Annotated in this window: 11 protein-coding genes; 9 read left to right on the forward strand and 2 right to left on the reverse strand. The window is 60.0% G+C overall.

Annotated features, from left to right (window positions below; all coding sequences use genetic code 11):
- The first annotated feature begins 12 nt into the window (after positions 1 to 12).
- Entirely contained in the window at positions 13 to 555 is a 543-nt protein-coding gene (locus ACYSMN_RS10795; RefSeq protein ID WP_488923887.1) for a hypothetical protein, read from the forward strand.
- Positions 556 to 1321: 766 nt separating this feature from the next.
- Here ACYSMN_RS10795 and ACYSMN_RS10800 read toward each other — a convergent pair.
- Both ACYSMN_RS10800 and ACYSMN_RS10805 read right to left on the reverse strand, forming a co-directional pair.
- Positions 1322 to 1858, reverse strand: coding sequence for a VOC family protein (locus tag ACYSMN_RS10800; RefSeq protein ID WP_488923888.1), 537 nt, complete (start codon positions 1856 to 1858; stop codon positions 1322 to 1324).
- 27 nt (positions 1859 to 1885) lie between these two features.
- Positions 1886 to 2323, reverse strand: a complete 438-nt coding sequence (locus tag ACYSMN_RS10805) for a VOC family protein (RefSeq protein ID WP_488923889.1) — start codon at positions 2321 to 2323, stop codon at positions 1886 to 1888.
- Between the two features lie 787 nt (positions 2324 to 3110).
- Here ACYSMN_RS10805 and ACYSMN_RS10810 point away from each other — a divergent pair.
- The 8 genes from ACYSMN_RS10810 (at position 3111) to ACYSMN_RS10845 (ending at position 12638) form a co-directional block, all read left to right on the forward strand.
- A complete protein-coding gene (locus ACYSMN_RS10810) occupies positions 3111 to 4496 on the forward strand; it encodes a TolC family protein (RefSeq protein WP_488923890.1) in 1386 nt (461 codons plus the stop codon).
- Positions 4497 to 4571: 75 nt separating this feature from the next.
- Positions 4572 to 5690 carry an efflux RND transporter periplasmic adaptor subunit gene (locus ACYSMN_RS10815; protein ID WP_488923891.1) on the forward strand — a complete coding sequence of 373 codons (1119 nt, stop codon included), beginning with the start codon at positions 4572 to 4574 and terminating at the stop codon, positions 5688 to 5690.
- A gap of 172 nt (positions 5691 to 5862) precedes the next feature.
- Positions 5863 to 9072: an efflux RND transporter permease subunit gene (locus ACYSMN_RS10820; RefSeq protein ID WP_488923892.1), complete on the forward strand. Its 3210-nt coding sequence runs from the start codon at positions 5863 to 5865 to the stop codon at positions 9070 to 9072.
- Between the two features lie 143 nt (positions 9073 to 9215).
- Complete coding sequence (locus tag ACYSMN_RS10825) at positions 9216 to 9680, forward strand: SRPBCC family protein (RefSeq protein ID WP_488923893.1); 465 nt, start codon at positions 9216 to 9218, stop codon at positions 9678 to 9680.
- Between the two features lie 132 nt (positions 9681 to 9812).
- Positions 9813 to 10133, forward strand: a complete 321-nt coding sequence (locus ACYSMN_RS10830; RefSeq protein ID WP_488923894.1) for an antibiotic biosynthesis monooxygenase family protein — start codon at positions 9813 to 9815, stop codon at positions 10131 to 10133.
- Between the two features lie 94 nt (positions 10134 to 10227).
- The gene (locus tag ACYSMN_RS10835) at positions 10228 to 11112 is read left to right on the forward strand and encodes an alpha/beta fold hydrolase (protein WP_488923895.1); all 885 of its coding nucleotides are present in this window, start codon (positions 10228 to 10230) and stop codon (positions 11110 to 11112) included.
- A 105-nt stretch (positions 11113 to 11217) separates the two neighbouring features.
- The gene (locus tag ACYSMN_RS10840) at positions 11218 to 12306 is read left to right on the forward strand and encodes an alpha/beta hydrolase (protein ID WP_488923896.1); all 1089 of its coding nucleotides are present in this window, start codon (positions 11218 to 11220) and stop codon (positions 12304 to 12306) included.
- A 65-nt stretch (positions 12307 to 12371) separates the two neighbouring features.
- Positions 12372 to 12638, forward strand: coding sequence for a muconolactone Delta-isomerase family protein (locus tag ACYSMN_RS10845; RefSeq protein WP_488923897.1), 267 nt, complete (start codon positions 12372 to 12374; stop codon positions 12636 to 12638).
- Positions 12639 to 12789 lie beyond the last annotated feature (151 nt).

The following is a 12789-nucleotide window of genomic DNA, read 5'->3' on the forward strand; positions in this document are numbered from 1 at the left end:
CAAGGCGACAGATTGCCTTTTGAAAACGCTCCTCGCCTTCCTTATGCTCTGCTGGCTTGGCCCCAACGCTTCACTACGAGCCTGCACCGTCGTTTCCGCTGCCATGAAAGGCGAGGTCTTTGCCGCGACGAGTTGCTCTCCAACACCTCCACCTTATCGGTGCCCTTCTTTGAGAACCTCCTGAGTCGGGTTCATCAGGAGGGAAGCCTTTCCACGCAGTACTCAATTATCAGCGACTTAAAGCAAGGGCTCATTTACGTCTATAATTTTCACGATTTTGGGCGTAGGTACACTATAAACCTGAAGCAGGAGTTACTAAAAGGCTACTGTCTCCAAAAAATAGCGCAGCTGTTCCCTCCCTCCTTTGCGTACGAAACCTATGCGAAAGCCAACTCGCTACAGCGCCAGGAGCAGCTAATGGACCGGATAGACCAGGTCGGGTTTGAGCAGGCTATGCAGCCGTATCTGTTGGAAAGTCATCGGGTAACGATGCGCGACACAGCCTTGGCCGTGGCAGCGGTTGAAGTATCTCTGCAACTGGTGAAGAACACCTAGAATCAACACCAACAGGGGCAGATGTGGGCTTATTGGTTTAGTTTGCCGGCGGGCTTCCAAGTGCCTCGGTTGCAGGATAAACGGTTAACCAAAGCTGGTACCCTGCTGAAGGACTTGATGGCTGATGCTGTTATGAATGCCAAGACGCGGCATTTTCTGGCCGAAATATATGCCCACACGCCACTGCTGGCCGGGGATACAGCAACGATTCGGTCGTTTTACCACCAAGCCATCGCTGAGCCGAGGCAAACTTATCCCGTTTCGTGCAGCCGGGCGCAGACGATGCTTAAACAGCAAGATATTGCGGCGGCACCTGATCGATGAGCTATGCCTGGAGTTGGGTGATAGCCGTGTAGCAGTTACCGATCTAGGCCAGCCAGGGGGCCAAGCGTAATAAGTACTGCAGACGTTCTATTATACTACTCAAGCGCCTCGATTATCAGCGCAACATGCTGTCAGTGAGTCTGCTCAAAAGCGAGACCAACACATTGGGCGTAATGGTCCCGGAAAATGATGTCGTCATTTTTTCCCAAGGTCATTATGGGTATGTAGGAAGTGGCCGCTGAAGCTGGCTATACCCTTCTCATTTGCCAATCGGGCGAATCGTACGAGACGGAAGTGGCTCGGAGCGCGTAAGGTTGGCGTGGTGGTAGCGGTGCTGGTAATCAGCCAGCGTGACGCGGCGGCTGCGCGCTTAAGTGATATCCGGAGAAGCCATGAGCGGAGAAGCGTTTGGGTGGATGACGAAAAAAAGGAGGTGCGGAGCCTAGCCGCGGTTGGCCAGCATCTGCTCGTAGCTGTGCGAAAACAGCTCCAGCACGTTGCCGAAGGGGTCGTAGCAGTAGACGAGCTTGAATTCGTCCTTGCCCTCGATGGGCCGCCAAACCTGGCTGATGGGGCGGCCGCCGTTGGCCAGAATCACGGCCAGCAGGCCTTCCACGTCGGGGTGGGTGAAGGACAGGTGCCACGGCCCGGGCTTGTAAAACATGTCGGCAATAGGCGCGGGCGCCGTGGTTTCCGGGTCTAGAAACTGGAATAGCTCCAGCCCCACACCGTTGCCCATAGCTACCTGCGCCACGCGCGTGCGACGCATGGTAGGCCCGGCAATGTCGACGTAAATCTGACCCGGTAAGCCCACGTTGCCTTCCACTTCGTAGGGGCCGAGCAAGACCGTAAACCCAAAGATGCGCTGGTACCACGCCAGGGCTTGATCTAGGTCGGGCACGTTCAGGCCCACATGGTTGAAGGCGACGGGATAAGGCACCGTGGTAGTAGCGCTGACAGAGGAAAGAGCGTTTTCCATGAAAAGAGGGAATAGAGTGAAAAAGGGTTACAAACCTTCAATAAGCTGGACGACGGTCCCGTCGGGGTCGTGTAAGCAGACCGAGCGCACACCCTGCCCAAAAGCCTGAATGTCGTTGAGGAAGAGCAGGCCTTTGTCTTTCAGCGTCTGCGCCGTTTGGTCGATATCATCTACCACGAGGCAGAGGCGGGCCCAGCCCAACGTGTTAAGCGTGGGATAGGGAGTGCCCGTTGGTTGGGGTTCCAGCCACTCACAAAGGTCAATCTTCATGTTGCCGGTGCGGCCCGGCGGCGCCAAATGCACCACTTTCAGGTGCCCGGCTGGCAGCTGGAATGCCCGGGCGACGCCATCGTTGTTCAGCTCCCCGACGTTGCGAGTGACTTCGAGCCCGAGCGTTTCGAAAAAGGTCACGCTCCGCACCAAGTCGCGGCAGTTGAGCGTGATGTGCGAGAAATCTTTGATCATAACTGCCCGAGTTGAAGTGGATAAAAACCACGGCCGCCAGTATGCAGCGAGCCGGGTTAGCCGTACAGCATCAAGGTTTATACCATACTGGCGGATGTATTGGAAAACATGTAACGCGCAAAAAGCCAATAATTTAAATAGCAACTAAAGATTCATTGGCCATAGCCAATTAACATTACTATCCGGCATTTCAGACGGCATCCGGAATATGGTATAGCTAACCCTGGCTATGTAGCTGCGCAGGCCGAACTGTTGTGTTGCTAGCTGGGATGCAAAGGGAATGATCAGCAGGGTTGTGGCGTGGAATCAAGCTAGGGACGCTGTCTGGCACCTTTTGGCAGCAGAAGGTGCCAGACAGCGTTGCGGTGGAGCACTACGGCTGGGAATCGTGAAGCTCAACGCGTACACAATTGGCTCCAAGAAATCGGATTTGTTGGCCAAGCGCTACGGTATATCAGAGGCCGGAGCGGGTTGTCATCGGCTACGTAGTTTCGCTATGTAGGCTAGAATGGGCTATTCCGGGGTGAAGGAGCCCCAATCAAGGGTGGGGAGAGGGCATCGGAATAAGTTGGAACGAGGTTGGCAGAATTGGGCAGGCTAGTGAAGCCGCGTGCTCCAAGGCGTCGGGTTGCCTGGGCTGACTACTCACTGATTCCGAAATGCAGTTTGCGGTGATAGATAGCTTTTGCGGCCGCGGCTTTTGCGTGGTATTCGGCCCGGCGCGCAGTCTCTGCTAGTAGCTGCTGCATTGGTGAATTCATTCCCCACTATCTTATCACTGCTCCTAATGCTGCCTCGTACTCTGTTTACCGTAGGGCGGCTGACCGCACTGGTTCTTGGGCTGAGCGTGGCCACGGCCGCTACAACTCAGGCGCAGTCGGCCCTAGTGGCTCTGCCACCGCCTCCTACCGAGCCCCTCACCCTGAGCCAGTGCGTGAACTACGCCCTGCGCCAGCAGCCAGCCGTGCGCCAGGCCTTGCTCGATGAGGAAATCGGCCGTCGCGCCATTCAGGCGGAACTGTCGGGCTGGTTGCCCCAACTGGAGGGCACTGGCAATTACCGCCGCAACCTCAAGCTGCCGGTGGCCGTGCTGCCCAACTTCACCGACCCCAGTCAGCCAGCCCAGGTTATTCGCATCGGGCTAAAAAATACCTCCAATCTTGGCGTGCAGGCCAACCAAACGCTGTTCAGCAACGACCTGCTGCTGGCCTCCCGCGCGGCCCGCTTCACCAAGCTTCAAAACACCCAAAACACGACCGGCTACCGCATCGACGCGGTGGTGAACGTGAGCAAGGCCTTCTACGACATCCTACTCACGGGCGAACAAATTGAGGTGCTGGACGAGGCTATTCGCCGGCAGGAGAAGCAGCTGGCTGATAGCAAAGCACAGTTCGAAGAAGGCTTGGTAGATGCCACCGATTTTCGGCGCGCTTCGGTGTCGGTGCGCAATGCCTACTCATCGCGCCGGACGGCCACGGAGTCCTTACGCGGCAAGTACGCGGCGCTGAAACAACTCATGGGCGTGCCGCCGGAAAGTCCTCTTAGGCTGACGTCAGACAGCCTCCAATTGGTTGATGAAACCCGCCTCGACACCACCGAGCAACTAGCTTACGAGCGGCGCATTGAGGTGCAGCAGCTGCGCACCAGCCAGCAACTGCAGCGCCTAAGCATCAACTACTACCGCATGGGTTTTCTGCCCACACTCACCGGCTTCGCCAACTACGTGGGCGTGTACCAGAATCAGAACTTCCGCGACTTATACCGCCAATCGTTTCCGACTTCGCAGCTCGGCCTGGACCTGTCCTTGCCGATTTTTACCGGCATGCGGCGCTTCCAAAACCGCAAAATTGCGGAGCTGACGCAGGACCGCATCACGCTGGACTTGCAAAACCTGCGGGGCCAGATCAGCACCGAGTATCAGCAGGCTATCGGCACCTATCAGGCCGCGCTCAACGACTGGACCTTGCAGCAGGCCAACGTGGTAGATGCGCGCGAAACCTACGCCATCACCAAGCTGCAGTACGACGAGGGCATCAAGGCTTATCTGGAGGTCATCGTAGCCGAAAATGACTTGCGCCAGGCCCAGCTCAACTATTACAACGCCCTCTACACGGTGCTAGCCGCCAAGCTCGACGTGCAACGGGCCTTGGGTAGTATTTCCCCCACTCTTTAATTCGCCGCTGCCGTGTTTCTGACTTTTCCTTTCCTTGAATTTCGGTCACCGTGGGCTCTGTTGCTGCCGTTAGCTTTGGCTAGCTGCGGCGGTTCAGCGGCCAAGAAAGATGCTCCCGGTGCCGCTGGTCAGCCCCCAGCGCCGGCCGTGACTGTAGCGCGGGCCGAAACCCAGCCCGTGGTGGCCCACGACCTGTACGAAGGTACGGTGGTGGCCTTGCAAGAAGTGGAGCTGCGCGCCGAGGTGAGCGGCTATGTCACTGAGTTTCTGGTGGCCGACGGCCAGCGCGTGCGCCGGGGCCAGCCCCTCTACGCCATCGACCCCACCCGCTACAAAGCCGCCCGCCAGCAAGCCGAATCCCAAGTGCTGATAGCCCAAGCGGCCTACGACAAGGCAGCTCAGGACGCCGAACGCTACGAGCGCCTGGTGGCCCGGAACGCCGTGGCCCGCCAGCGCGTCGATTACGCCCGCACGGATTTAGCTACTGCGAAGGCGCAAGTCACGGCGGCCCAATCGGCCCTGACTACGGCTCGTACCGACGAGCGGCGCGCGGTGGTGCGGGCCCCGTTTGCGGGCACCATCGGCATTGCGCAAGTGAAGCGGGGCTCGTTGGTAACGCAGGGCACCACGCTGCTCAACGTGCTGAGCGCCGACAGCCCGTTGGCCGTGGACGTGGCCGTACGTGCCGCCCTGCTGCCGCGCCTCGTGCAGCTACAACGCCAGCCGCCCCCAGCCGCCGATTCGGTCTTCACCCTGAGTTTGCCGGGCGGACAACCGTACCCGGCGGTAGGCCGCTTGGTGGCCCTGGACCGCGCCGCCGACCCTCAAACCGGCACCGTGCGGGCCCGCATCCAATTTCCCAACCCCGATGGTTCGCTACGGCCCGGTCTCACTGGCACGCTGCGCGTGCGCAATGCTGATACTGGTCCCCAACTCACCATTCCCTACAAGGCCGTGACCGAGCAGATGGGCGAATTCTATGTCTTCGTCGTCGGCGACAGCAACAAGGTGGCCCGCCGCGGCGTGCGCCTGGGCTCGCGCGTGCAGGAGCGGGTAGTGGTGCGCACCGGCCTGAAGGTTGGCGAAAGCATTGTGCTGGAGGGCAGCCAAAACCTGCGCGACGGCGCCCAGGTGCGGCCCACGGTGGCTACGGCCGCTTCAGCCGCACCGCCAATTCCAGCCGCCAAGCTGTAGGGCTTGGTTCTTCAGGTGTTGTCTCATCGAAAGGGCACTGGCGCAAGGTTTCAAGCGCCTGATCAATAATAATCGCACTTGGAAGGATGGATAAGCTAGTGGAAGCAAGACCTAGTCTCACTTCTCCTATCTCCTTTCTAAGGTCTCATTCACTACTCAGCCCCCGCCCGCTATGATTTCTGACGTTTTCATTAAGCGCCCAGTCACGGCCATCATGGTGTCGCTGGCCCTCGTGCTGATTGGTACGCTGGCCTTGCTCAACCTGCCCATTAGCCAATACCCCGACATCTCGCCGCCCGTGGTGCAGGTGTCGGGCTCCTTCACTGGGGCCGATGCCCTGACGGTGGAGCAAACGGTGGTGACGCCCATCGAAACCCAAATCAATGGCACGCCGGGCATGGCCTACTTGCAGTCCAACGCCACCAACGACGGCCGCCTGACCACCAACGTCACCTTCGAAGTCGGCACCGACCTCAATATTGCCACCCTGGATGTGCAAAACCGGGTGAGCGTGGCCCTGCCCTCGTTGCCGCAGGAAGTGCAGCGCCTGGGCCTGACAGTCAAGAAGCGCAACCCCACTATTCTAATGGTAGTCGGCATTTTCTCGCCGAAGAAAACCCACGACCTGCGCTTCCTCGATAACTACGCCAATATCAACCTGCGCGACGCCCTGCTGCGCGTGCCCGGCGTGGGCGACGTAACCAGCATCGGCCAGGATTTCAGCATGCGCGTGTGGCTGCAACCCGACCGCCTGGCCCAGCTCGGCCTCACGGCCCAGGACGTAACCGACGCCCTGCGCGAGCAAAACGTGCAGGTGGCGGCCGGCTCGGTGGGCAGCACGCCCCAATACCGTTCCCAGGCATTTGAGTACAGCGTGCTGATTAATGGCCGGCTGAGCGAGACCGAAGAGTTCGGCGACATCGTGGTGCGCACCAACCCCACCGACGGCTCGCTGGTGCACCTCAAAGATGTGGCCCGCCTGGAGCTCGGCCAGTTCGACTACGCCCGTTCCTCCACCATCAACGGCCAGCCGGCTACCCTGCTGCTCGTCAACCAAACGCCGGGCTCCAACGCCCTCTCCACGGCTGACGGCGTGACCAAAACGCTGGAAGAGTTGAAGAAAAGCTTCCCGCCCGACGTGGACTTTGTGGTGCCCTACGAAACCGTAACGGTGGTGCGCGTCAGCATTGCCGAGGTGGTCGAGACGCTCGTTATTGCCCTGCTGCTGGTGACGGTGGTGGTGTTCGTGTTTCTGCAAAGCTGGCGGGCCACGCTCATTCCGGTGCTGGCCATTCCGGTGGCCATTGTGGGCACGTTTATTTTCTTCATTCCCCTAGGCTTCACCGTCAACACGCTTACGCTGTTCGGCTTTGTGCTGGCGATTGGAATTGTGGTCGACGACGCCATCGTGGTGGTAGAAGCCGTGCAGCAGGCCCTGGACGCCGGCGAAACCGTGACGGTGCGCCAGGCCACGCAAAAAGCCATGAAGGAAATCACGGCCCCGGTTATTGCCGTGGCGCTAGTGCTGGCGGCGGTGTTCGTGCCGGTGGGTTTCATTCCCGGCATCACCGGGCGGCTCTACCAGCAATTTGCCATTACCATCGCCATTTCGGTGGTGATTTCGGCCTTCGTGGCTTTGTCGCTCACGCCGGCCTTGTGCACGTTGCTGCTCAAGCCGACGGCCAAAAGCGAGGATGGTCAGGCCGTGGCGCCCAAGGGAATCGGCCGGATCTTCGCGGCCTTCAACAATTGGTTTGACCGCACCGCCGGGGCTTACACCAACGGGGTGCGCCGCATAATCGGGGTGACGCCGGTGGTGCTGCTGGTGCTGGTGGGCGTGTACGCGGCCACGTTTTTCCTGTTCCGTGGCAAACCCACGGGCTTTATTCCGGGCGAAGACCAGGGCCTGGCCTTCGTGTCGGTGGAGCTGCCACCGGGTTCGTCGAGCGTGCGAACCCGCGCCGTGATGAAGCGCATGGGCGAAATCATGAACCACGGTTTTCCGGCTATTCAGAACTACACGGCCATCGGGGGGCTGAACGCCATCAACTTCTCTTTCAACTCCAGCAGCGGTACGTTCTTCGTGCAGCTCAAGCCCTGGGAAGAGCGCGAAGCCGATTCGCTGAAGCTCGACGCCGTCATCGGCAGCATGCAGCAGGCCTTTGCGAGTATTCCCGAGGCGCGGGTCATCGTGGTGGCGCCGCCAGCCATTCCGGGCCTGGGCAACACGGGCGGCTTCAATTTCCAGATGGAGCAGCGCCAAAGCTCCGGCGACATCAAGGGCTTTGAGGCGGTGGTACAGAAGTTTGCCGCCGCCGCCAATCAGCGCCCCGAAATAGCCGCGGCCTACACCTTCTTCACCGCCCAAACGCCCGGTTACAAAGTCACCGTCGACCGTGAGCAGGCCAAGCGCCTGGGCGTGCCACTCACGGGCGTATTCGGCACGGTATCCACGCTGCTGGGCTCGTCCTACATCAACGATTTCACCAAGTACGGCCGCAACTTCCGCGTGGTAGCCCAAGCCGACACTGCCTTCCGCGCCGACATCGCCAACGTGGGCAATTACTACGTGCGTAACCAGCAGGGCCAGAATGTGCCCTTGAACGCCCTCATTAGCTCGAAAGTGGTGGAAAATGCCCCGCTCATCACGCACTACAACCTTTTCCGATCGGCCGAATTCAACGGCGACGCCAAGCCCGGCTACAGCTCTGGCCAGGCCATTGCGGCCTTGCAAGAAGTGGCCGAGGAAACTTTGCCCGCCGAGTACGGCTTCGACTTCTCCGGTCTGAGCCGTGAGGAACTGGCTGCCGGCAACAGCACGCTGGTGATTTTTGCTCTGGCGCTGGTGATGGTGTACATGGTGCTTGGCGCCTTGTATGAAAGCTGGTCGGTGCCGTTTGCTATTCTGCTGTCGGTGCCGCTGGGCATCTTCGGGGCCATCGGCGCCCTCACGCTGCTGCCTGAGCTGACCAACAACGTCTACGCTCAAATCGGCATGATTACGCTCATCGGCTTAGCGGCCAAAAACGCCATCCTCATCGTGGAATACGCCAAGGAGCGCGTCGATAAGGGCCGGCCCCTGCTCGATGCGACGCTGGAAGCCGTGCGCCTGCGCCTGCGCCCCATCATCATGACCTCGCTGGCCTTTATTTTGGGCGTGTTGCCGCTGGCCTTCGCCTCCGGCGCTGGCGCTGCTTCGCGCCAAACCATCGGCTGGACGGTGGCGGCGGGCATGCTGGCCGCTACCACGCTGGCCATTTTTGCGGTGCCGGTGCTCTACGTCGCCATCACGCGCCTGGCGTACGGCAAAAAAGGCTTGGCCAAGCTGCAAGAGCAAAACCAAGCCTCCGACACGCCCGATGCGCCGGCGGCACTAGCCTAGCGCCGAAGCTAGAACCGAAATAGTGCCATTAGCCGCCAGATTTAGGGAAGTCGATCCTCAATGAATAGCTAATTCCGAGGTTGTACTTAAAAAGCCTTTGTAGCAGTTGCTTTGTTTGGTTCTGTCACTCAACCAGCTTTGCCATGTACCACTTTTCGCATACCGTTGCCGTCAACCCGCCGCAAAGCCAACCCCAGCTGACTCGCCAACAGCTGTGGCAAGGTTTGGTGCTTAAAGCCGAAGATCCGACCTCGTTCGTGGCCGGTATGGAGTCGAGCACCATCTTGGAAAGAAGCCCAAACCGTCTACTGCGAGATGTTGTGTTTCAGGGTCGTCTGATCCGCGAAGACGTCACATTCGAACCGCCTACTTTGGTGTCGTTCCAACAAATTGATGCCGAAGATTCCGGCGCGGTCGATAACGTAATTGAAGGCGAAGGTCCAACCCTGAAGCTCACGTTCAGCTTCACCTTGCGTTTTGTTGGGGTGGCCGAAAACTCTGATCAAGAACGGCTACTAGGCGAGCAGAGGATTCCCCAACTTCAAGCTGCCGTTGAACACACTGTTGAAGCAGTAAAGGCGCTGGTTGCGAGTGGGAAGCTAGTATAAACGCATAAGCTGCCGGTGGTAGCAGGCCCGTAAAAACAGGTTCGGCGATATGGCTGCTGCTCGGTTCTCATTTGGGCGCAACATTCAGCCTAAGTCTCTTCCTTGGTTCACTCGTTTCTTTCCTCCTTTACCATGCCCACGATTGACGCCAACGCTTCATTTGTCACCCAAATCAACCACATCAAAGTAGCGCCCGAAAATCAGGACGAGTTGGTGCGGCTGATGACGATTTCGCTGCAGGAAGTCGTTCCCAAACAGCCCGGCTTCGTGTCGGCCACCCTGCACCAGAGCCGCGACCGGCACCACATGGTGAACTACGTGCAGTGGGAAAGCACTGAAGGCCTGGATGCCCTGCACGCCAACCCAGAGTTTCTAGCTCACCTCGCGCGGTACCGGCACTTGATCCTGGAGGCCGGGCCTACGGTGTATGATATCGTGAGCATGGTGCCTTAGGCTTGCCGGAAGCGTACTATTCTTGATTTCGTTGTCGGTGGGCATTTGTCCTAGACGAAACGGCTCCAAAATCACTTCAACTAGCAAGAAGACAATGGAAATAACGCGCCGGACGGCTACTGTTGAGGACGTGCAGCTAAGCTATTTGCTACATGGGAAAGGCGATTTGGTGGTACTGCTGCACGGCTTTCCGATGACTTCGCACGAGTGGCGCCACGTGCTGCCGGCGCTGGCGGAACACTACACCGTGCTGGCCCCCGACCTGCGCGGCCTAGGCGACTCGCAAGTCACGCCCAGCGGCTACGACAAGAAAACCCTAGCTGCCGACGTGTATGGCCTAGTGCGCCAGCTAGGCCACGACCGGTTCCTGCTCGTCGGTCATGACTTTGGCGGCTCGGTAGCGTATGCTCTGGCGGCCACCTACCCCGAGGCCGTGCGCCGGGTGGTGGCCATGGAGTGTTTGCCAGCCGGCTTGCTGCCGTTGCCCGTAGTCAAGGAGTTGGTGGAGCGGCAGTTTGGCGCCCGTGCCTGGTTCCAAGGCTTTCACCAGGTGCCTGAGTTGCCCGAGGAACTGGTAGCCGGCCGGGAGCGGGTGTACCTGTCCTATCTCTTCGACACGTTTCTGGTCAACAAGCAGGCCCTGACTCCTGCCGACCTGGACGAGTACGTGCGCACGTACTCGCGGCCCGGCAGCATGCACGCCGCCTTCGAGTACTACCGCGCCACTGCCACCGACGCGGCCGACAACCAGCAGCTGATGCAGCGCAAGCTGCCCATGCCCGTGCTGGCCCTCGGCGGCGATGGCAGCTTCGGCGACGCCACACTGCAAGCCTTCCAAGCCGCTGGCTCCGATGTGCGCGGTGGTGTGCTGAAGAATTGCGGGCACTTTGTAGCCGAAGAACAGCCAGCCGAAGTCGTCCGGCAGCTACTGGCCTTTTTCGGGGAGGAAGCCACTGCGGTGCGCGAAGCCGAGAGGTAAAGCTAGGCGGGGCGTGATACAAATGCTGACCCGGCCATTCGTGAGTCGGTAACTTATGATTCGCGGCTGTTTAATCAAACCTGAACTCACTGCAAAAGCTGATACATGCGTAGTCTCACCCTTCTTTGCTGCGGCCTTAGTGCCGTGACAGTAGCTGGCGCCGGCACCCCAAGCTGGGCCCAAACGCCGGCACAAGCCGTCCAGCCGCAAACCGCCGCAACTTCCACAACCGGTTTGCACCCACAAGCCCGGGCGCTGCTGGAGCAAATTAACAAGCAGGCAGCGGCCGCGCCCAAGCCGGCGAAGCCGCTCAGCCCCGCCGAGCAACTGGCCGCCGGGCGGGCCGGTTACCGCGCCGTAATTCCGCTGGCGGGCCCACCCGAGAAAGTGGAGCGGGTGGTAAACCGCACCGTGCCCGGGCCGTCCGGGCCCATCCCGGTGCGTATCTACACGCCCGCAGGCGCGGCCAAAACTGCTAAACTGCCCGTGCTAGTGTACTTCCACGGTGGCGGCTTCATTGCCGGCGACCTCGACACCCACGACGCGCCACTGCGGGCCGTGGCCAACCGCGCCGGCTGCTTGGTGGTGTCGGTGGCGTACCGGCTGGCTCCCGAAGCTCCCTTTCCGGCCGCGCCCGATGATGCCTACGCCGCCACAAAATGGGTGGCCGAGCACGCCGCCGAAATAGGAGCCGATGCCAGCCGCGTAGCCGTGGGCGGCGACAGCGCCGGCGGCGACCTGGCGGCCGTGGTAGTCCTGAAAGCCCGTGACCAAAGCGGCCCATCGCTGCGGGCGCAAGTGCTTATTTACCCCGATACCGATCTAACGGAAAGCACCCCTTCCTGGCAGGCTTTTGCCACCAGCAATAGTCCCATCATCACCCGCGAAGGAAAGCTGGCCGCCATCGGCATGTACCTGCCCAACGGCGCCGACGTGAAGCAACCCTACGCCTCACCTTTCTACGCCGAGAGCCTGGCCAAACTGCCCCCGGCCCTGGTACTCACTGGCGAGTACGACCCGCAACGCGACGAAGGCGAAGCCTACGCTCAGCGCCTGCGCACTGCCGGCGTAGCCGTGCAGCACACTCGCTACCCGGGCATGATTCACGGCTTCTTCCAGATGGCCGGCGCCCTCGCCGCTGGCCGCCAAGCCATCGACGAAACGGCGGCTTATCTGAAAAAAGCTTTGAAATAGCCTCAACCCGGACAGTTGAAACCGTTTTTCCTTTTAATCATACACCCTAACCTTTTCTGAAGAACATGCAGTACATGATCAGCTTTCATTATCCGCCCGAAGTAGACCGGGCCGCCCTTGGTCAGTTGGTACCCGCCGAACAAGCCCGCGTGGGCGAGTTGCGGCGCGCGGGCGTAATCGAGAGCCTCTTCCTCTCGGCCGACCGTCAGCGGGGCTGGCTGGTGTTCAATGTGGCCAGCGAAACCGAGCTCCACGAGCTGCTGCACTCGCTCCCTCTGCACCCCTTCATGCAAACCGACATTGTGGAGCTCCGGACCGTGGAAGGCGTGTAAGCCCAATTCGATGTCAGCAAAAGGCAGTACGCACTAGAGTGCGAGTAGCTGCGGCGCTCAGATGGCAACGCTCGTCCGGTATTTCAGGCGGGCGTTGCTGTTTTTGGCAGAACCCGAACCCGTGTGCGGTTGCCGATGTGGCTGAGTCAGC

Source organism: Hymenobacter sp. M1-2 (genome assembly GCF_057808495.1).

Coding starts and splice junctions, on each gene's coding strand:
- ACYSMN_RS10840 (WP_488923896.1), top strand. CDS start 11,218: ATGCGTAGTCTCACCCTTCTTTGCTGCGGCCTTAGTGCCGTGACAGTA.
- ACYSMN_RS10825 (WP_488923893.1), top strand. CDS start 9,216: ATGTACCACTTTTCGCATACCGTTGCCGTCAACCCGCCGCAAAGCCAA.
- ACYSMN_RS10805 (WP_488923889.1), bottom strand. CDS start 2,323: ATGATCAAAGATTTCTCGCACATCACGCTCAACTGCCGCGACTTGGTG.
- ACYSMN_RS10835 (WP_488923895.1), top strand. CDS start 10,228: ATGGAAATAACGCGCCGGACGGCTACTGTTGAGGACGTGCAGCTAAGC.
- ACYSMN_RS10800 (WP_488923888.1), bottom strand. CDS start 1,858: ATGGAAAACGCTCTTTCCTCTGTCAGCGCTACTACCACGGTGCCTTAT.
- ACYSMN_RS10820 (WP_488923892.1), top strand. CDS start 5,863: ATGATTTCTGACGTTTTCATTAAGCGCCCAGTCACGGCCATCATGGTG.
- ACYSMN_RS10830 (WP_488923894.1), top strand. CDS start 9,813: ATGCCCACGATTGACGCCAACGCTTCATTTGTCACCCAAATCAACCAC.
- ACYSMN_RS10845 (WP_488923897.1), top strand. CDS start 12,372: ATGCAGTACATGATCAGCTTTCATTATCCGCCCGAAGTAGACCGGGCC.
- ACYSMN_RS10810 (WP_488923890.1), top strand. CDS start 3,111: ATGCTGCCTCGTACTCTGTTTACCGTAGGGCGGCTGACCGCACTGGTT.